This is a genomic window from Nocardiopsis flavescens (assembly GCF_900141985.1).
GTDB lineage: Bacteria > Actinomycetota > Actinomycetes > Streptosporangiales > Streptosporangiaceae > Nocardiopsis > Nocardiopsis flavescens.
Map to the genome: position 1 here is coordinate 443,485 of NZ_FQZK01000002.1, position 17,913 is coordinate 461,397.

General features: G+C 75.4%; 16 protein-coding genes and 1 riboswitch. Of the genes, 8 read left to right on the forward strand and 8 right to left on the reverse strand.

The window, feature by feature from the left end; genetic code table 11:
• The first annotated feature begins 92 nt into the window (after nucleotides 1-92).
• The 4 genes from ruvB to BUE45_RS06275 all read left to right on the forward strand — a co-directional run bounded on the left by ruvB (nucleotide 93) and on the right by BUE45_RS06275 (nucleotide 5,272).
• Complete coding sequence (gene ruvB / locus BUE45_RS06260; protein WP_073376236.1) at nucleotides 93-1,217, forward strand: Holliday junction branch migration DNA helicase RuvB; 1,125 nt, start codon at nucleotides 93-95, stop codon at nucleotides 1,215-1,217.
• A gap of 275 nt (nucleotides 1,218-1,492) precedes the next feature.
• Nucleotides 1,493-1,864: a preprotein translocase subunit YajC gene (gene yajC / locus BUE45_RS06265; protein WP_073376238.1), complete on the forward strand. Its 372-nt coding sequence runs from the start codon at nucleotides 1,493-1,495 to the stop codon at nucleotides 1,862-1,864.
• A 174-nt stretch (nucleotides 1,865-2,038) separates the two neighbouring features.
• On the forward strand, nucleotides 2,039-2,593 hold the full coding sequence (locus BUE45_RS06270; RefSeq protein WP_073376240.1) for an adenine phosphoribosyltransferase: 555 nt from the start codon (nucleotides 2,039-2,041) through the stop codon (nucleotides 2,591-2,593).
• A gap of 501 nt (nucleotides 2,594-3,094) precedes the next feature.
• On the forward strand, nucleotides 3,095-5,272 hold the full coding sequence (locus BUE45_RS06275; RefSeq protein ID WP_073376484.1) for a RelA/SpoT family protein: 2,178 nt from the start codon (nucleotides 3,095-3,097) through the stop codon (nucleotides 5,270-5,272).
• A gap of 115 nt (nucleotides 5,273-5,387) precedes the next feature.
• Here the strand turns inward: BUE45_RS06275 and BUE45_RS06280 are convergent, their stop codons facing one another.
• The 7 genes from BUE45_RS06280 to BUE45_RS06310 all read right to left on the reverse strand — a co-directional run bounded on the left by BUE45_RS06280 (nucleotide 5,388) and on the right by BUE45_RS06310 (nucleotide 11,661).
• Nucleotides 5,388-6,746, reverse strand: a complete 1,359-nt coding sequence (locus BUE45_RS06280) for a multicopper oxidase family protein (RefSeq protein WP_073376242.1) — start codon at nucleotides 6,744-6,746, stop codon at nucleotides 5,388-5,390.
• Nucleotides 6,736-7,566, reverse strand: a complete 831-nt coding sequence (locus BUE45_RS06285) for a cupredoxin domain-containing protein (protein WP_073376244.1) — start codon at nucleotides 7,564-7,566, stop codon at nucleotides 6,736-6,738. Before BUE45_RS06285 ends, BUE45_RS06280 begins: the two co-directional genes overlap by 11 nt.
• A 97-nt stretch (nucleotides 7,567-7,663) precedes the next feature.
• Nucleotides 7,664-8,239: a TetR/AcrR family transcriptional regulator gene (locus tag BUE45_RS06290; protein ID WP_073376246.1), complete on the reverse strand. Its 576-nt coding sequence runs from the start codon at nucleotides 8,237-8,239 to the stop codon at nucleotides 7,664-7,666.
• An 88-nt stretch (nucleotides 8,240-8,327) separates the two neighbouring features.
• On the reverse strand, nucleotides 8,328-8,795 hold the full coding sequence (locus tag BUE45_RS06295; RefSeq protein WP_073376248.1) for a nitroreductase family deazaflavin-dependent oxidoreductase: 468 nt from the start codon (nucleotides 8,793-8,795) through the stop codon (nucleotides 8,328-8,330).
• 67 nt (nucleotides 8,796-8,862) lie between these two features.
• Entirely contained in the window at nucleotides 8,863-10,050 is a 1,188-nt protein-coding gene (locus BUE45_RS06300) for an acyl-CoA dehydrogenase family protein (RefSeq protein WP_073376250.1), read from the reverse strand.
• The gene (locus BUE45_RS06305; RefSeq protein ID WP_073376252.1) at nucleotides 10,047-11,261 is read right to left on the reverse strand and encodes a CaiB/BaiF CoA transferase family protein; all 1,215 of its coding nucleotides are present in this window, start codon (nucleotides 11,259-11,261) and stop codon (nucleotides 10,047-10,049) included. Before BUE45_RS06305 ends, BUE45_RS06300 begins: the two co-directional genes overlap by 4 nt.
• A 4-nt stretch (nucleotides 11,262-11,265) precedes the next feature.
• Nucleotides 11,266-11,661: a DUF3870 domain-containing protein gene (locus BUE45_RS06310; RefSeq protein ID WP_084736980.1), complete on the reverse strand. Its 396-nt coding sequence runs from the start codon at nucleotides 11,659-11,661 to the stop codon at nucleotides 11,266-11,268.
• A gap of 198 nt (nucleotides 11,662-11,859) precedes the next feature.
• Nucleotides 11,860-11,974: riboswitch (SAM riboswitch) on the forward strand.
• 57 nt (nucleotides 11,975-12,031) lie between these two features.
• On the opposite strand from BUE45_RS06310, the gene BUE45_RS06315 reads away from it, so the two are divergent.
• The 4 genes from BUE45_RS06315 to BUE45_RS06330 all read left to right on the forward strand — a co-directional run bounded on the left by BUE45_RS06315 (nucleotide 12,032) and on the right by BUE45_RS06330 (nucleotide 15,636).
• Nucleotides 12,032-13,366: an aminotransferase class V-fold PLP-dependent enzyme gene (locus tag BUE45_RS06315; protein ID WP_073376254.1), complete on the forward strand. Its 1,335-nt coding sequence runs from the start codon at nucleotides 12,032-12,034 to the stop codon at nucleotides 13,364-13,366.
• Nucleotides 13,367-13,649: 283 nt separating this feature from the next.
• Nucleotides 13,650-14,348 carry an SAM-dependent methyltransferase gene (locus BUE45_RS06320; protein WP_178378462.1) on the forward strand — a complete coding sequence of 233 codons (699 nt, stop codon included), beginning with the start codon at nucleotides 13,650-13,652 and terminating at the stop codon, nucleotides 14,346-14,348.
• Nucleotides 14,336-14,869, forward strand: coding sequence for a DinB family protein (locus BUE45_RS06325; protein ID WP_073376258.1), 534 nt, complete (start codon nucleotides 14,336-14,338; stop codon nucleotides 14,867-14,869). The genes BUE45_RS06320 and BUE45_RS06325 overlap by 13 nt, the downstream gene beginning before the upstream one ends.
• Nucleotides 14,866-15,636: a nucleotidyltransferase domain-containing protein gene (locus BUE45_RS06330; protein WP_073376260.1), complete on the forward strand. Its 771-nt coding sequence runs from the start codon at nucleotides 14,866-14,868 to the stop codon at nucleotides 15,634-15,636. Before BUE45_RS06325 ends, BUE45_RS06330 begins: the two co-directional genes overlap by 4 nt.
• A gap of 97 nt (nucleotides 15,637-15,733) precedes the next feature.
• Here BUE45_RS06330 and BUE45_RS06335 read toward each other — a convergent pair whose 3' ends face one another.
• A complete protein-coding gene (locus BUE45_RS06335) occupies nucleotides 15,734-17,815 on the reverse strand; it encodes a primosomal protein N' (protein ID WP_073376488.1) in 2,082 nt (693 codons plus the stop codon).
• Between the last annotated feature and the right edge of the window lie 98 nt (nucleotides 17,816-17,913).

The following is a 17,913-nucleotide window of genomic DNA, read 5'->3' on the forward strand; positions in this document are numbered from 1 at the left end:
GGCCTGTTCGGCGGATCATTCCGGGCCGCGCTTCGGCGCAAGCGCCGAACCACACGAAAGCATCCACCGGACACATCCTGGGAGGGCCCACCGTGCACGACCACGACGACCGGCCGACGGGACCCGTCGACCCCTACACCCGCGAGGCGGTCTCACCCGAGGCCGGAGCCGACGAGCACCAGCTGGAGGGCGCGCTGCGCCCCCGCTCCCTCGACGACTTCGTCGGCCAGGAGCGGGTGCGCGACCAGCTCTCCCTGGTCCTGGACAGCGCCCGCAAGCGCAACCGCGCCCCCGACCACGTCCTCATGTCCGGCGGCCCCGGCCTGGGCAAGACCACCCTGGCCATGATCATCGCCGCCGAACTGGGCGCGCCCCTGCGCATCACCTCCGGCCCCGCCATCGAGCGCTCCGGGGACCTGGCGGCCGTGCTGTCCACACTCCAGGAGGGCGAGGTGCTGTTCCTGGACGAGATCCACCGCATGGCCCGCCCCGCCGAGGAGATGCTCTACGTCGCCATGGAGGACTTCCGGGTCGACGTGGTCGTGGGCAAGGGCCCCGGCGCCACCGCCATCCCCCTGGAGATCGCCCCGTTCACCCTGGTCGGCGCCACCACCCGGGCGGGGATGCTGCCCGCCCCGCTGCGCGACCGGTTCGGGTTCACCGCCCACATGGACTTCTACACGGCCCAGGAGCTGGAGCGCATCCTGCACCGCTCCGCCGGACTGCTCGGCGTCCCGCTGGCCGAGGACGCCGCCCGCGAGATCGCCGGGCGCTCGCGCGGCACGCCCCGCATCGCCAACCGGCTGCTGCGCCGGGTCCGCGACTACGCCGAGGTGCGCGGCGACGGCGTCATGTCCCTGGAGACCGCCCGCGCCACCCTGGAGCTGTACGAGGTGGACGCCCTGGGCTTGGACCGCCTCGACCGCGCCATCCTCGACGTGCTGCTCAAGCGCTTCCGCGGCGGCCCGGTGGGCCTGTCCACCCTCGCCGTCTCGGTGGGGGAGGAGGCCGAGACCGTCGAGGTGGTCGCCGAGCCGTTCCTGGTCCGCTCCGGGTTCCTGGCCCGCACCCCCCGCGGCCGGGTCGCCACCCCGCTCGCCTGGTCGCACCTGGGGATCGCGCCCCCGCCCGACGCCGCCTTCGGAGCCGCGGCCGCGGCCGCCCAGAGCGGGACCCCCGGCAACGGCACGTCCGGCGGCGCCCCCGCGACCCCCTGAGCGCCCCGTTGCCGACCCGGGCCGCCGCGACCGTTAACACTCCGATCTTCACCGGTTGAAGAACGGTGACCGCCGCCACGTAAGCTGGTGCGAACCGACCGAGAGCGGGGGGACAGCCCCGCCGGGAGTGTCGTTCGACACCGAAGGAACGCCTCGGCCGCCCGGAACGTTGTAGTGACCGGGTGCCGAGCGGACCGACCGGTCCGGACGGCACCGGCAAGGTGGTCGTCGACCGACCCGTCGGCCACAGACGAAGACTTCAGGAAGGACGCCCCGTGCAGGGCCTTTACCAACTCGCCGACGGAGCAGCCCCCGCAGGCGGAGGACTCCTCTCCTCGCTCCCCATGATCGCCCTCATCCTCCTGGTGTTCTGGCTGCTGATCTGGCGGCCCAACCAGAAGCGGCGCCAGCAGGAGATGCAGATGCAGACCGCCCTCGTCCCGGGGGTCGAGGTCATGACCAAGGCGGGTATCTACGGCACCGTCGTGGAGGTCCAGGACAACGACGTGATCCTCGAGATCTCGCCCGGCACCCGCATCCGCATGCTCAAGCCGGGCATCGGCGAGATCATCACGCCGCAGACCGACGACACCCCGGTCGAGGACCGCCCCGACTTCGGCGACGACGACCCCAAGCCCAACAACTGACGGTCGCCGCCGCCCGCACCCCGTGGTGAACACCGCCCCGGGGCGGGCGGTCACGCGCGCCGACGCACGGATCCGCCGGTACCGGCCCCCTCGGGGCCGGTACCGCCGCGTCGGGCGCCCCGCCGCCCGGCCGGAACAGTCGCCCCGCAACACCAGTAAGGTCCCCACCGCACCATGGCCCACGACAACGCACCCGCGGACACCGCCGCCGCCCCGGACCTCCTCCTGGGCCGCATCCGCGACATCCCCGACTTCCCCCGGCCCGGCGTCCTGTTCAAGGACATCACCCCGCTGCTCAACGACCCCGCGGCGCTGGCCGCGGCCGTCGCCGGGCTGGCCGCCCCCTTCCGGGGTGCCGGGGTGGACCACGTGGTGGGGCTGGAGGCGCGCGGCTTCATCTTCGGCGCCCCCGTGGCGCTGGAGCTCGGGGCCGGGTTCGTCCCCGCGCGCAAAGCCGGGAAACTGCCCGCGTCCGTGATCGGGCAGCCCTATGATCTGGAGTACGGGACCGCGACCGTGGAGATCCACGCCGACGCGGTCTCCCCGGGCTCGCGGGTGCTCATCGTCGACGACGTGCTGGCCACCGGGGGCACCGGGCGGGCCGCGGTGGACCTGGTCCGCAAGGCGGGTGGTACGGTCGTGGGATTCTCCGTCCTGATGGAGCTCACGGCTCTCCCCGGGCGCGAGAAGCTGTCCGACGTGGAGCCGCACGCCCTCCTCGCGGTCTGAGAGACCCTCCCGCATCCCGCGCACCCCGCCGTCCCGGCGCTCCGCGTACCGGGAATCCCCCGGGGGCCGGCGCCGTTGACGCGGTACCGGAGCACCGGGGGCGGCCGGCGCCGCGCGAGGGCGCGTCAGCGCCGGTGGGACGCGGACGGGGGCCACTAGACTGACCGCGGGCACGGCACCGCGGCCGCGATCGGCCCACAAGACACGCACGTGCACCGGTGGAGTCGGGCGACGCTGACCGCCCGTACGATCCGGGCGGAACCGCGGGAGGTAGGCATGCCAGGCGAAGTGGTCTCGACCGGGCCCGTGTCCGGGCACGGGACCCCCGAGGACGCCGACCGCCCCGGGGCGGCCGGGAGCGCCCCCGCGGGCCGCGACCGCCCCACCGACGACGACCGCCCGGAGGGCGCCGCCGCGGCGGCGCCCTCCTCCGCATCCGCACCCTCCACCGTGCGAGTCCGCCGAAGGCTCGCCCGGCTCGGGGCCCAGCGGGGAGTGACGATGAACCCGGTCCTGGAACCACTCGTCAAGACCGTGCGCGCCACCCACCCCAAGGTGGACGTGCGGCTCATCGAGCGCGCCTACGAAGTGGCCGCCCACCACCACCGGGACCAGAAGCGCAAGAGCGGCGACCCCTACATCACCCACCCGCTCGCCGTCGCCACCATCCTCGCCGAGCTCGGCATGCAGGAGGCCACCCTGGCCGCCGCCCTGCTGCACGACACCGTCGAGGACACCGAGTACACGCTCGGCGAGCTCCGGTCCGACTTCGGCGACGAGATCGCCGAGCTGGTCGACGGCGTCACCAAGCTCGACAAGGTCAAGTACGGCGAGGCCACCCAGGCCGAGACCGTGCGCAAGATGGTCGTGGCCATGGCCCGCGACATCCGCGTCCTGGTCATCAAGCTCTGCGACCGGCTGCACAACATGCGCACCCTGCGCTACCTGCCCTCGGTCGCCAAGCGGGAGAAGAAGGCCCGCGAGACCCTGGAGATCTTCGCGCCGCTCGCCCACCGCCTGGGCATGAACACCATCAAGTGGGAGCTGGAGGACCTGGCCTTCGCCACCCTCTACCCCAAGCGGTTCGACGAGATCGCCCGCCTGGTGTCCGAGCGCGCCCCCCGCCGCGACGTGTACCTCCAGGAGGTCATCGAGGCGGTCTCCGGCGACCTGCGCGAGGCCAAGATCAAGGCCACCGTCAAGGGCCGCCCCAAGCACTACTACTCGATCTACCAGAAGATGATCGCCCGCAACGTCGGCTTCGACGAGATCTACGACCTCATCGCCGTGCGGGTCCTGGTGGACAGCGTCCGCGACTGCTACGCGGCACTGGGGACCATCCACGCCAGGTGGAACCCCGTGCCCGGGCGGTTCAAGGACTACATCGCCATGCCCAAGTTCAACATGTACCAGTCGCTGCACACGACGGTCATCGGGCCCTCGGGCAACCCGGTCGAGCTCCAGATCCGCACCCGCGCCATGCACCGGCGCGCCGAGTACGGCATCGCCGCCCACTGGAAGTACAAGGAGGACCGCAACAGCGGCGGCGCCCCCGCCGAGCCCAAGGGCGGCTCCGACATGGCGTGGCTGCGCCAGCTCATCGACTGGCAGCAGGAGACCAAGGACCCGGGCGAGTTCCTGGAGTCCCTGCGCTTCGACCTGTCGGTCCAGGAGGTGTTCGTCTTCACCCCGCAGGGCGACGTCATCTCGCTGCCGCAGGGCGCCACCGCCGTCGACTTCGCCTACGCCGTGCACACCGAGGTCGGCCACCGCACGGTGGGCGCCCGGGTCAACGGCCGCCTGGTGTCGCTGGAGACCGAGCTGCACAACGGCGAGACCGTCGAGATCATCACCTCCAAGGACCCCGAGGCCGGGCCCAACCGGGACTGGCTGGAGTTCGTCAAGAGCGCCCGCGCCCGCAACAAGATCCGGCACTGGTTCACCAAGGAGCGCCGCGAGGCCGCGATCGAGCAGGGCAAGGAGGAGATCGCGAAGGTCATGCGCAAGCAGGAGCTCCCGGTCAAGCGCCTGTTCAGCGGGGAGGCCATCGTCGCCCTGGCCGACGAGCTGCGCTACCCCGACGTGGACGCCCTGTACGCGGCGGTGGGGGAGCGGCAGGTCAGCGCCCAGAACGTGGTCTCCAAACTGGTCGATTCCATGGGCGGCACCGACGACCACACCGAGGACATCGCCGAGACGGCGCTGCCGGCCGCGGCGCCCCGCCAGCGCCAGCCCGGGAACCCGGGCGTGGTCGTGGAGGGCGACGCCGACGTGTGGGCGCGCCTGTCCAAGTGCTGTACGCCGGTGCCCGGGGACGACATCGTGGGCTTCGTGACCCGCGGCAACGGGGTGTCGGTGCACCGCGCCGACTGCGTGAACGCCGCCACCCTCGACCCCGAGCGCAAGGTGCGGGTGGAGTGGTCGCCGACGGAGGACTCGCTGTTCCTCGTGGCGCTCCAGGTGGAGGCGCTGGACCGCTCCCGGCTGCTGTCGGACATCACCCGGGTGCTGTCGGACCAGCACGTCAACATCCTGTCGGCGACGGTGCAGACCAGCCGGGACCGGGTGGCCCAGAGCCGGTTCACGTTCGAGATGGCCGACCCGGCCCACCTGGGCAGCGTGCTGCGGGCGGTGCGCGGCGTGGACGGCGTGTACGACGTGTACCGGGTCCGCAACTGACCGGACCGGCCGGCCGGGGCCGCCACCGGCCCTGATACGGCGCCCGCGGCGCCGGTCCGCCGGCGCTCCCGCGCCGCGTGCGCGGGCGGGCCGCGCCCCGTCCCGCGCGCGGCGCTCACTCCGCCACCTCCAGGACGCCCATCATGCCCAGGTCCTCGTGGTTCAGGATGTGGCAGTGGTACACCGTCCGGCCGCCGCCGTGGCGGAAGGGCACCAGCAGGCGCACCGTCGACCCGGCGGGCACGTTGACGGTGTCGCGCCAGGCCCGGAAGGGCTCGGGGACCCCGTCGCGGTCGAGCACCTGGACCGGATAGCTGTGCAGGTGGAACGGGTGGTCGGCCGCGTGGTCGTTGGCGATCTCCCAGATCTCCAGCGTGTCCAGGTCGGCGCGGGCGTCCACCCGGTCCATGTCGAACACCCGGCCGTCGATCGTGAAGGCGCCGTCGGCGGCGCCGAACACCACGCGCCGGGTGCGGACCGCGTCGGCGGGGTCCGGCTCCTCGACCGGACCCGCCCCCGCGGGCAGGGGCACCGCCGCGAAGTCCTCGGGGACGTCCAGGACGAGCACGGTCTCCTCGGCACCGGCCTCGCCGTCCGGGCCGTGGACCGAGTAGGGGAGCCGGACCAGGCCCAGCGGCCCGGCCGCCGTCGTTTCCACCAGGACCTCGGCGCGCTCGCCCGGGGCGAGCAGGACCTCCGGGATCTCGCGGGGGCGCCCGACCGGTCCGGCGTCGGTGGCCACCAGGTGCAGCGGCGGCCGGCTCCGGTCCCGGCGCACGCACCCCAGCAGCAGGTGGTCACCCGCGGTGGCGTTGAGCAGCCGCAGCCGGACGAGTCCGCCCCGGACGGTCGCCCCGGGCCGCGACACCCCGTTGACCAGCAGGTCCCGGCCCGGGCGGGTGAACATCAGCAGCCGGTCGTCGGCCTCGCGCAGGCCCGGCTCCTCGTCGGCCGGGCCCGCCACGACGATCGGCCCGGCCAGCCCGGCCAGGAGTTGGCGCTCCACGTCGCCGTGCGCGTGCGGGTGGTACCAGTAGGTGCCCGCGCAGCCCGGGGTCACCGTGAACTCCTGCGAGGACGACCCGCCCGGCATCACGTGCTCCAGCGGCCGGTCGACGTCGGGGGTCAGCGGCAGCCCGTGCAGGTGCAGGCTGCTGGGGGCGCCGGTCGCGTTGGTGAAGTCGACCCGCACCCGGTCGCCCTCGCGCAGGCGCAGCAGCGGACCGGGACTCGTGCCGTTGTAGGCCAGCCCGGGTCCCGAGGCGGCGGCGGTCAGCGCGGCGACCCGCACGCCGCCGGCGTCGGTGGTCGCCAGTTCCGGGAGTTCGGGCAGGCGGGGCCGGCCCGTGGGCAGGTCCGGCGCGGTGAGGGCGCGGACGGCGGGGACGGCCGCCGCGGCGGCGAGTGCGGCGCCGGCCGCGGCCAGGAAGGCGCGCCGCTTCAGCGGCGACCGGTGCGGGGCCTCAGTGGTCATGGACGGCGCCCCCGGTCCCGGCGTCGGCCCCGGCTCCGGTCCCGGCGGCGTGCCCGTCCCCGCCGCCTTCGCCCAGCACGGTCAGGCGCCCCGCCATGCCCTTCTCCTCGTGGTCGCCCACGGAGCAGACGAAGGGGTAGGTGCCGGGTTCCAGGTCCACGACGACCGTGCGGGTCCGCCCGGCGGGGACGGTGACGTCGATGCCCAGGGACTCGACGGCGAAGCTGTGCGCGCCCTCGCCGTCGTTGGAGAAGCGGAACGCCACGGGCTGTCCCTCGGCGACGGTGAGCTGTCCGGGCTCGAACGCGAAGTCCACCATGGAGACGGTGGGCAGGGCGGCGACCTGCTCGCCGCTCAGGCCCCCGGTGTCGTCGGCCTGCGGCAGGGCGAGCACCAGGACCAGGCCGAGCACCGCGCCCAGCGGGAGTCCGACGAGCGCGGCCCGGCCGCGGGCGGCCGTGCCGGGCAGGGCCCCGGCCAGGAGGACGCCCGAGGCCAGGACGGCGGCCGCGGCGACCAGGAACGGCAGGGGCTCGCCCGGCCGGACCAGGTCGTGGGACAGGTCGGTCGCGCGCAGGGAGAGCAGGGTGAGGACGCCCAGGACGGCGGGGACCGCGGCCCAGCGGGCGGAGCGCAGGTACCCGGCGGCGGCGATCAGCGGCAGCAGCGCGACCGACGCCGTGGCGGGGTCCGGGGCGCCGCCCGTCACGAGGGTGGAGAGCAGGACGGCGGCGGCCAGGGCCGCCGCGGCCGCGGTCCGGGCCGCGGCGGGCGGCCGTGGCCGGTCGGTCGCGGCGGGGGTGTCGCGGATCTCGGTCATGGTCGGGCCTTCCGGTGTCGGGGGGTTGTTATTGATCAGTCACTCACTTATCGGGGCCGAAAAAACGCCCGCCTTCCGGCGGGCGGGTCCCCGGCCGCTACTCGGCGCGCCGTCCGTGGACGGTCATGCCGTTGACCAGCGTCAGCGCCCAGGGGTCGTCGACCCCGTCCAGCTCCAGGGCGGTGATCAGGTGGCACATCAGGCCCATGGCCATGAAGTACTGGACCTGGTCCCGGGTGCCCCCGGAGAGTTCGTGCACCAGGGTCACGGACGCGGCGTAGCCGCGCCGCATGCAGTCCCTGATCTCGGGGACGTCGGTCGCGCTCTGGGCGTGCACCTGGAGCATGAGCAGGTCGCGGTCGGCCACCAGCGCGGCGTAGGCGTCGCCCATCGCCGCCAGGACCTGCGCCGAGGGGGCGCCGGGGGCCTTCTCTGCGCCCTCGCGCAGCGCCTGCTCGATGAGCCCGAAGCAGCGTTCCAGGGTGGCCGTGAACAGGCCCAGCTTGCTGCCGAACAGCCGGAAGACGTAGGCCTGGGAGATCCCGGCGGCGTCGGCGATCTCGGTCACCGGAGTGGCGTGGTAGCCCTTCAGGGCGAAGACGGGGACCGCCTTGCCCAGGATCGCCGCCTTGCGGGCCTCGGCCGTGGAGCGGCCTGCTTCGGTGGTGCTCATGTAAGTGAGTACACACTCAATGCGGCTTCCTGTCAACCCGCCGGCGCAGGGCGGCGGCCCCGGTCCGGCCGGGACCGGGGCCGCGCGCTCAGATGCGGATCGTCGTGGTCCGCACGATCACGAACACCGGGTGCCGGTGCGCCTCGGCCTCGAAGGCCTCGGCCGGGGCGTCCGGCGGGGCGTCGAAGTACGGCGCCACCACCACCGAGCGCGGGTGGTCCACGTACTCGCGCAGCACCGGCGCCGCCTCGGCGGCGTCCAGCTCGCGCACGCTCACCAGCTCGATCCAGCCGCCCCTGCGCAGCGTCGCGAACCCGTCCGCACGGAGGTTGCGGACCCAGCCCACCTCCCCGTACGGGGCGACCAGGAACCGGCCCTCGTCGTTGTCCACGAGGTTGACCGGGACGGTGCGCAGGAAGCCCGTCTTGCGCCCCCGCGTCGTGAGCAGGTACGTGTCGGGCGGGCACAGCCCGTACTTGACGAAGCCGCCGAGCGTCGCATTGAGCACCCGTCGGGCCCGCGTCATCTCGAACCGCTTCGCCGGTTCGTCCACCATCTGACAACTCCCTCGATCGCTTGCCCCCCATTGTGGTGGTTGCCGCGGGGGGACGTCAGGCCGGAGGTCACCGGAACGCGGAGACGCCGGTCACCGCCTGTCCGATGCTCAGCGCGTGGATCTCCTCGGTCCCCTCGTAGGTGGCCACCGTCTCCAGGTTCACCATGTGCCGCATCACCGGGTACTCCAGTGTGATGCCGTTGGCCCCGTGCACCGACCGGGAGGCGGCGGCCACCCGCTGGGCGGCGGCGACGTTGGCGAACTTGCCGAAGCTGACGTGGTTGTGGTGCGCCAGCCCCCGGTCCTTGAGCCGTCCGATCCGCAGCGCGGTCAGCCCGGCGTGGTTGACGTCCACGACCATGTCGGCCAGTTTCCGCTGGGTCAGCTGGAACCCGGCCAGGGGCCGCCCGAACTGCTCGCGGGTGCCCGCGTACTCCAGCGCCGCCTCGTAGCAGGCGCGGGCCGCCCCGGCCGCGCCCCACACGATCCCGTAGCGTGCCTCGTTCAGGCACGACAGCGGCGACCCCAGGCCGCGCGAGCCCGGCAGGACCGCGTCGGCGGGCAGCCGGACCCCCTCCAGCACCAGCTCGGAGGTGATGGACGCGCGCAGCGACAGCTTGCGGTGGACGACGTTGGCGGTGAACCCGGGGGTGTCCGCGGGCACCGCGAAACCCCGGATGCCCTCGTCGGTGGCGGCCCACACCACCGCGACGTCGGCGACGGACCCGTTGGTGATCCACATCTTGGTGCCGTCCAGCACCCAGTCGGAGCCGTCCCGGCGGGCGCGGCTGCGCATCGAGCCCGGGTCGGAGCCGGAGTCGGGCTCGGTGAGGCCGAAGCAGCCGATGGCCCGGCCCGCGGCCATCGGCGGCAGCCACTCCTGCTTCTGCTCCTCGGAGCCGTACTTGTGGATCGCGGCCATCGCCAGCGAGCCCTGCACGGAGACGAAGCTGCGCAGCCCCGAGTCCACCGCCTCCAGCTCACGGCAGGCCACGCCGTAGGCGACGGCGTTGGAGCCCCCGCAGCCGTACCCCTCCAGGTGCATGCCCAGCACGCCCAGCGCGCCGAACGCCTCGGCCAGCCCGCGCGGGTCGGGCAGGGTCCCCGCCTCGAACCAGTCCGCCACGTGCGGCGCCAGCTCGCGGGCGGCGAACGCCCGGACCGCGTCGCGCACGTCGCGCTCGGTCTCGTCCAGGTCGGCGTCCACGGACAGGAAGTCGCGGGGGTCCGGTGCGGGTGCCCTGTGCTCGCTCATCGGTTTCCTTTCGGGTGCTGTCGGACGGCGCCGCGGTCGACCATCGCGTCGATCCGGTCGGCGGCCAGGCCCAGTTCGGTGAGGATCTCCCGGGAGTGCTGGCCCAGCAGGGGAGGCGGGGCCAGCGGGGGAGGGGTGTTCTCCAGCCGGAACCCGGCGCGGACCTGCTCCAGGAGGCCGGCCGTGGGGTGGTCGACGGTGCGCAGGACGTCGTCGCCGCGGGCGTCGGCGGTGCGCAGCGCGTCCAGCACACCCCGCACCCGGCCCACCGGCACGCCGGCCTCCAGGAGGCGCTCGGCCCAGTGGTCGGCGGGCCGGGCCGCGAGGGTGGCGGTGATCTCCCCGACCAGCTCCTCCCGGTGCGCCACCCGGTCCGGGTTGGTGGCGTAGCGCGGGTCCGCCGCCAGGTCGGGGCGGTCCAGCGCCGCGCACATCCGCCGGTAGAGGGAGTCGTTCCCGGCCGCGATCACCAGGTCGGCGTCGGCGGTGGGGAACGCCTGGTAGGGCACGATCGTGGTGTGGGCGTTGCCCGCCCGGGCGGGCTCGGCGCCGGTGACCAGCGCCTGCTGGGTGAGGTTGACCAGGCCGGACAGGGCCGAGTTGACCAGGGACACGGCCACCTCCTCGCCGCGGCCGGTGGCGCGGGCCCGCATCAGCGCGCCCAGGACCCCCACGGCCGCGTTGAGCCCGGTGAGCACGTCGGTCAGGGCCACCCCGACCTTGCTGGCCGGGCCCCCGACGGGCCCGGTGGCGCCCATCAGGCCGCTCTCGGCCTGCACCACGATGTCGAAGCCCGGGCGCCCCGCGGGCTCGTGCCCGGGGCCGAAACCGCTCACCGAGCAGTACACGACCGCCGGGTTGCGGGCGCTGACGGCGGCGTACCCCAGGCCGAGCCGGTCGATCACCCCGGGCCGGAAGTTCTGCACCACCACGTCTGCGCCCGCGCACAGCTCCCGGACGGCCTCCAGCCCGTCGGGGTCCTTCAGGTCCACGGCCAGGCTGCGCTTGTTGCGGTTCACCGACAGGAAGTAGGCGGCCTCCCCGCCCGCCCAGGGCGGGCCCCAGGAGCGGGTGTCGTCGCCGCGGGAGGGCTCCTCCACCTTGATCACCTCCGCGCCCAGGTCGGCCAGGAGCATGGTGGCGTAGGGCCCGGCCAGGACCCGGGACAGGTCGGCGACGCGGACCCCGGTCAGGGGCAGGGGTTCGGACACGGTCTCACTCCTCGCCGTTCGGCGGCCGGTGGTCGTCCCCGAGCTGGTGGTAGCTCTCCAGGCAGCGGCGCAGCGCGGTGGTGAGGGCGGCGCCCGACTGCCCCGCGTAGCGGGTCTGCACCCTGCCCACCAGCTCGGCCGGGTCCGCGGTGACCGAGGACCCCTCGACCAGGGCGCGGAAGAAGTCCCGGGCCAGGTCGGTGAGGAGGGTGGTGTCGGCGGCCACGATCCGGCCGTCGGCGCGGTCCACCGCCAGGACGACGCCCAGGCGCTGGTACTGGGAGTGGCTCGCCACGGAGTCGGGCAGCCGGGCGTAGCCGGAGATCAGGACCACCCGGGGGTTGCGGAAGACCTGCTGCATGCGGTCGTGCACGTGCGTCACCTCTTCGATCGCGGGCATGCGGAAACTCCAACGCTCTGGAGTCTCGCGCCTGGTGGGCGGCCGGGGGGAACCGGACACCCGCGACGTGAGGGCAGGCGGGACAAGTATGGCGTCCCCGCTCCCCGGCTGTCGAGCGCGGGCGGCGCGAAGCGTGTCCCGCACCACACCCGGGTCGGCCTGTCGCGCCCCGGGAGCACTGTGTTAATCTGCGTCGCAGGTCACGAGTACCAGCGCGAAGCCCCGGCTCGCTGGTCGGCAACCCTCCTTCCGCGGTGGGGTGCCCCGGGTGAGGACCAGGTCCCGACACGACCGTGTCGGACAAGCGCGGACCCTTGGCGCTGCCCCTGACGGCACCCGTGGGTCCCACGACCCACAGAACAGGTGTGCCATGACCGTCGTCACTCCCATCGGCTCCGCCCGCTCCGCCCAGCCCGACACGGACCGGTGCACCGTCGTCACCGCGGCGGAGGGCGTCCCCCTGGTCACCGGCGGGAGCGTCGAGTACGCCAACCTGGACTACGCGGCCAGCGCCCCCTGTCTGACCCCGGTCGCCGACGCCCTGGCGGCGGCCCTGCCCTACTACGCCAGCGTGCACCGCGGCGCCGGGCACCACTCCCAGGTCAGCACCGACGCCTACGAGCGCGCCCGCCGCTCGGTGGCCCGCTTCCTGGGCGTGCGCGCCGAGCCCGCCGACGCCGTGGTGTTCGTGCGCGGCACCACCGACGCCCTCAACCTGCTGGCCCGCGCGGTCCCGGCGGGGTGCTCGGTGGTGGTGTTCGAGTCCGAGCACCACGCGAGCCTGCTGCCCTGGGAGCACCCGGACTCCCGCGCCGGGTCGGTCGTGCGCCTGCCGCTGCCGGAGTCCCCGGCGGCGGCGGTCGGGGCCGCCCGCGCGGCACTGGCCGCCGCTCCCGAGGGGCCGCGGCTGCTCTGCGTCACCGCGGCCTCCAACGTCACCGGCGAGATCTGGCCGGTGGAGGAGCTGGTGGCCGCCGCCCACGCCGAGGGCGCCCGGGTGGTGGTGGACGCCGCCCAGTACGCCCCGCACCTGCCGTTCAGCCTGTCCGCCACCGGCGCCGACTACGTCGCCCTGTCCGCCCACAAGCTGTACGCCCCGTTCGGCTCGGGCGTGCTGGCCGGGCGCGCCGACTGGCTGCGCGAGGCCGCGCCCTACCTGTCCGGCGGCGGCGCCACCCGCCTGGTCACCGAGCACGACGTGGTGTGGAACGACCTGCCGGCCCGGCACGAGGCGGGCAGCCCCAACGTGCTGGGCGCGGTCGCCCTGGCCGCGGCCTGCGACACGCTGACCCCGCGGGTGCAGGAACTGCTGCACATCCGTGAGTCGGCCCTGGTGGAGCGGCTGCGCGCCGGACTGGCCGCCGTGGAGGGCGTGCACGAGCTGTCCCTGTGGGACGAGGACCACCCGCGGGTGGGGATCCTGTCGTTCGTCGTGGACGGGCTGCCCGCCGACCTGCTGGCGGCGGCGCTGTCGGCCGAGTACGGGATCGGGGTCAGGGACGGCCTGTTCTGCGCCCACCCGCTCACCCGCCACCTGCTGCCGCGGGGGCACGGCCAGGCGGTCCGGGCCAGCCTGGGCATCGGTACCACGCAGGAGCACGTGGACCGCCTCGTCGGCGCGGTCGCCGACCTGGTCGCGCGCGGCCCGCGCTGGGAGTACGCCGAGGCCGACGGCCGCCTGGTCCCGGTGCCCGACCCCCGCTGACCGTCACCCCGCCGGGCCCCTGCGGCGGGAGGCCCCACGGGGGCACCGCTCGCGGAGCGGTGCCCCCGATGTGCGTTTCGGGACGTACGCCCGGGAAACCTTGGGTACACAAGACACGACAAAAGACGACATAGGGCGCATAACACACTGATGTGTGCCGGGAATCACTTTTCCAAGGGGTAGCATCAGGCCCTGATGGCATGGCGCGGTGCCGCGGACCCGACCGGTCCTGACGGCGGCGCGCCCTGCCTCCCACGAGCGGACCGGCTGGGGGAGCGTGATCGTGACGGACGTCCGAGGCAACGAGGCGGGACCGCTCACGGGCGCCCACCGGGACACGGTGCGCCGGAGCGGACGCCGCTCCCGCGTCGTCGACCTGGCCGGCAGGGCCCCGCGCCCCGCGCCGGAACCCGACGAGGCCGTCCGCCGCCACGCCGCCTTCCTGGAACGCGTCACCGCCTACCTGTGCGCCGACGCCCGGATCGGCCAGTTCGTCGACTGGGGCTGCCCGGTGCCCGGCATCGACGGCATCGTCCGCGCCCACCGCCCCGGCGCCCGCCTCGTCCACGTCTCCCCGCCCGGCGTCGCGGGGACCCTGACCGCCTCCGACGGCGCCGCCGTCTCCGGGGACGGAGGACCCTCCGCCGTCCTGCACCGCCTCGCCACCTCCGGGCTCGTCGACCTCGACGAGCCCGTCGCCGTTCTCATGACCCGCTCCTTCACCGCCGACGCCCCGCCCGGGGGCATCGCCGCGCTGCACGGCCTGCTGCGCGGGGGCGGCTACCTCGCCCTGGCGTCCGCGGCCCCCCGCCCCGTCCTGCTCCGCGCCCTGGCCCCCTTCCACCCCGTCGAGCCCGGGGCCGCCGACCTCGCCTGGTGGCCCTACCCCGACGAGGACGTGGCGGCCCGCGGCACCGGTGTACTGGGCGCGCTCGGCCGCGCGCCCGCACAGCAGGGGGGAGGGCGCAGATGGCGACGCTGAACTGGACCGGGGAGATCCTGGCCCAACTCCAGTTCTACTGGGACTACTCGCTGTGGCCCCGGCTGGAGGGGCTCACCGACGCCGAGTTCCACTGGGAGCCCGTCCCCGGCGCCTGGGGCGTGCACCCGGGGCCCGACGGCCGTCCCCGCCCGGACCGCGCCGCCCCCGAGCCCGACCCGCCGCCGGTCACCACCATCGCCTGGCGGCTCGGCCACATCGTCGTCGAGGTGCTGGAACTGCGCGACGACCGCCACTTCGGCCACGGCGCCCTGCACGGCGTCGCCTGGCCCGGCACCGCCGACACCGCCCGCGAACGGCTGCGCCTGGCCTACCTCTCCTGGTCCGACCACGTCCGCTCGCTGGACGAGGAGGGCCTGGCCGCCCCGGTCGGCGGCACCGAGGCGCCCGAGTGGGCGGACTTCCCCATGGTCGCCCTGGTCCTGCACGTCCAGCGCGAGGTCATCCACCATAGCGCCGAGGTCTCCCTGCTGCGCGACCTCTACCGCGCCCGGCCGGAGTGAGCCCCGCCGAGCGCCGCGACCGGGTCCTCGCCGACCTGCTGGAGCACGCCCGCGCCGACCCCGCCGTCACCGGCGCCGCGCTGACCGGGTCTCTGGCCGACGGCGGCGCCGACCCCTGGTCGGACATCGACCTCGTCGTGGGCGCCGCCGGGCCGCACGAGGCGGTCCTGGCGGACCTGACGGAGCTGCTCACCGGGCGGCACGCCGCGGTCCACCACTGGGACCTGCCGGTCGCCCGGCCCGGCACGGTCCGGGTGTTCCTGCTCCCGGGCGGGCCCGAGGTCGACCTCACCGTCGTCCCCGAGGAGGGGTTCGGGGCCCTGGGGCCGCAGTGGCGGACGCTCTTCGGCGAGGGGCGGACCCTGCCGCCGTTCCCCGACCCCGACCCCGACCCCGACACCCTCATCGGCCTGTCCTGGCACCACGCCCTGCACGCCCGCACCTGTGTCGAGCGCGGCCGCACCTGGCAGGCCGTGCACTGGATCGGCGAACTCCGCGCCCGCGTCCTCACCCTGGCCTGCGCCGCCCGGGGGCTGCCCTCCTCCCACGCCCGGGGCGCCCACCTGCTGCCGCCGCCGACGCTCGACGCGCTGGCCGCGACCCTGCCCGCCGACACCTCCCGGCAGGCCCTGGTGCGGTCCCTGGCCGCGCTGACCGACCTGCTCCGCGCCGAGATCGCCGCCGTGGACCCCGCGCTCGCCCGCCGCCTGGCCCCCGAACTCGCCCGCGCCGCCTCCCCCCGCCCCCCGGACGCGCCGCGGACGTGAGCGCCGGTCCCCGCTCCGCGAACACCCGGCCGCGACGCCGGGCCCCGCGCACGTACCCGGGAGGGACGGGTGCCGCCCGCCCCTGCGGCCGGTGCGCCTAGACCACCTGGAGGGGGTCCACCCGGATCTGCGCCTGGTGCTCCTCGCGGCGGGCGCTGCGCGCCGCGGCCGCCGCCTTCAGCGCGCGGGCCAGATCGCCCACCCCCGCCCGCGGAACCCGCAGCAGCGCCCGCTCGGCGGTGTTCGTCCCGCCCGGCCCGGACGGGCCCTCCGCCCGCTCCGGTCCCACCGGCACCGGACCCAGCAGCTCCACCCCCTCGGGCAGCTCCACCCGGTCCAGCAGCTCCCGCACGTGCTCGGGCCCGCCGGTCACCGACGCCATCGACACCGCCGGGGGGAACCCCAGCTCACGGCGGTCGGCCAGCTCGCGCTCGGCGAACCCCTCCGGGTCCCAGCGCACCAGCGACTGCACCACCGGCGACGACGCCTCGGCGCACACCACCACCGTGCCGCCCGGGCGCACCAGCGCCGCGGCGCTCAGCCAGCGCCGCAGCGTCTCCTCGGTCGCCCGCAGGTCCAAGCGGTTGAGCAGCGCCCACCCGTCCAGCAGCACCGCCGCCGCGTACCCGCCCTCGGCCGCCGGCTCGGCCCCCGGGGTGGCCACCACCAGCGACGGCGACCCCGGCACCCGGGACAGCACCTCGTCCCGGCCGGAGGTGCGCACCGCCACCGACGGGAACGCCCGGCCCAGCTCCTCGGCCGTGCGCCGGTCGCCCACCACCACCGCCCGCATCCGGTTCACCCCGCACTCGGGGCACGACCACGCGCCCGCCACCCGGCCGCACCAGCCGCAGGAGGGCATCGCGTGCGAACCGCGCACCGCCAGCGGACCGCGGCAGGCGTCGCAGCGGGCCGGCTCGCGACAGCCCGCGCAGGCCAGCGTCGCCAGGTAGCCGCGCCGGGGGACCTGGAACAGCACCGCCCCCTCCCGGGACGCCTCCCGCGCCACCCGCAGCGCCAGCCCGGGCAGCCGCGCCGAGCGCGCCGCCCCGTCCCGCTCCAGCTCGCGGTCGTCCCCCGCGGCCCGCACCACCGGCGCGCGCCGCCGCAGCGTCGCCCGGTCGGCGGCCAGCCGCCCCGCCCAGCCCGACTCCACCAGCATCTGGGCGTCGGTGGTCCGGGTGTGCCCGCCGATCAGCGCCCCGGCGCCCGCCCGGTGGGCGCGCATGGACAGCACCGTGCGCGCGTGCGGGTAGGGGGCGTGCGGGTCGGCGTGCACGTCGTCGCCGTCGTCCCACAGCACCACCAGACCCGTGTCCCGCACCGGGGCGAACGCCGCCGCCCGCGTGCCGACCACCACCCGCACCCGGTCGCGCAGCACCGCCAGCCACCGCCGGTACCGCTCCGCCGGCCCCAGCCCGGCGGTCAGCGCCACGTGCCGGTCCGGGCCCAGCACCGAGGCCAGCGCCGCGTCCACCCGCTCCACGTCGCGCCCGTCGGGCACCACGACCACGGTGCCCCGCCCGGCGGCCAGCGCGGTGGCCGCCGCCACGGCGATCGCCTCGGGCCAGTCAGGCCCCGGCAGCGCGCTCCACACCGCGCGGGGGGCCCGCCCCGCGGCCAGCTCCTCCAGGAACGCCGGGCCGTCGGGGTAGTCGGCCCACGGGCCCGGCCCGGGCGCCGCGAACTCCCCCCCGGCGCCCCCGGCCGGCTCCTCCTTCTCGGCGCGGGCGTGCCGGGGCGGCACGGCCAGGCGCAACACGTCGCTCAGGGTGCCCGCGTACCGGTCGGCGACCGCCCGGGACAGCCCCAGGACCTCGGGGGTGAGCACCGGCTCGGGGGAGACCACCGAGTCGAGGTAGGCCAGCCGCCCGGCGAACTCCGACTCCTCCACCCGCTCGGCCAGGAACCCGGCGAGCCTGCGGTTGTTGAACCGCACCCGCACCCGGCACCCGGGCACCGCGGCCTCGTCCATGTCGGCGGGCACGCGGTAGTCGAAGTACCGGTCCAGGTGCGGCAGCGGGGTGTCCACCACCACGCGCGCGACCGGGAGCCGCTCGGCGGGCGCGCGGGGGGCCGGGCGGGCGGAGCGCTTCTTCTTCTCCGGCTTCCCCCCGGCCGCGGGCGCGGCCGGGAGCTCGAAGAGGACCCCGTCGGGGCCGCTGGACTGGGATGTCATCACCACTGGTGTACCAGAATCCGGCGACAGCGCCCCGGGGGCGCCCGCGGCTGCTGGTAGAACTGGGAAACCGCGGCGGTGGGCCGCGGACGCACAGC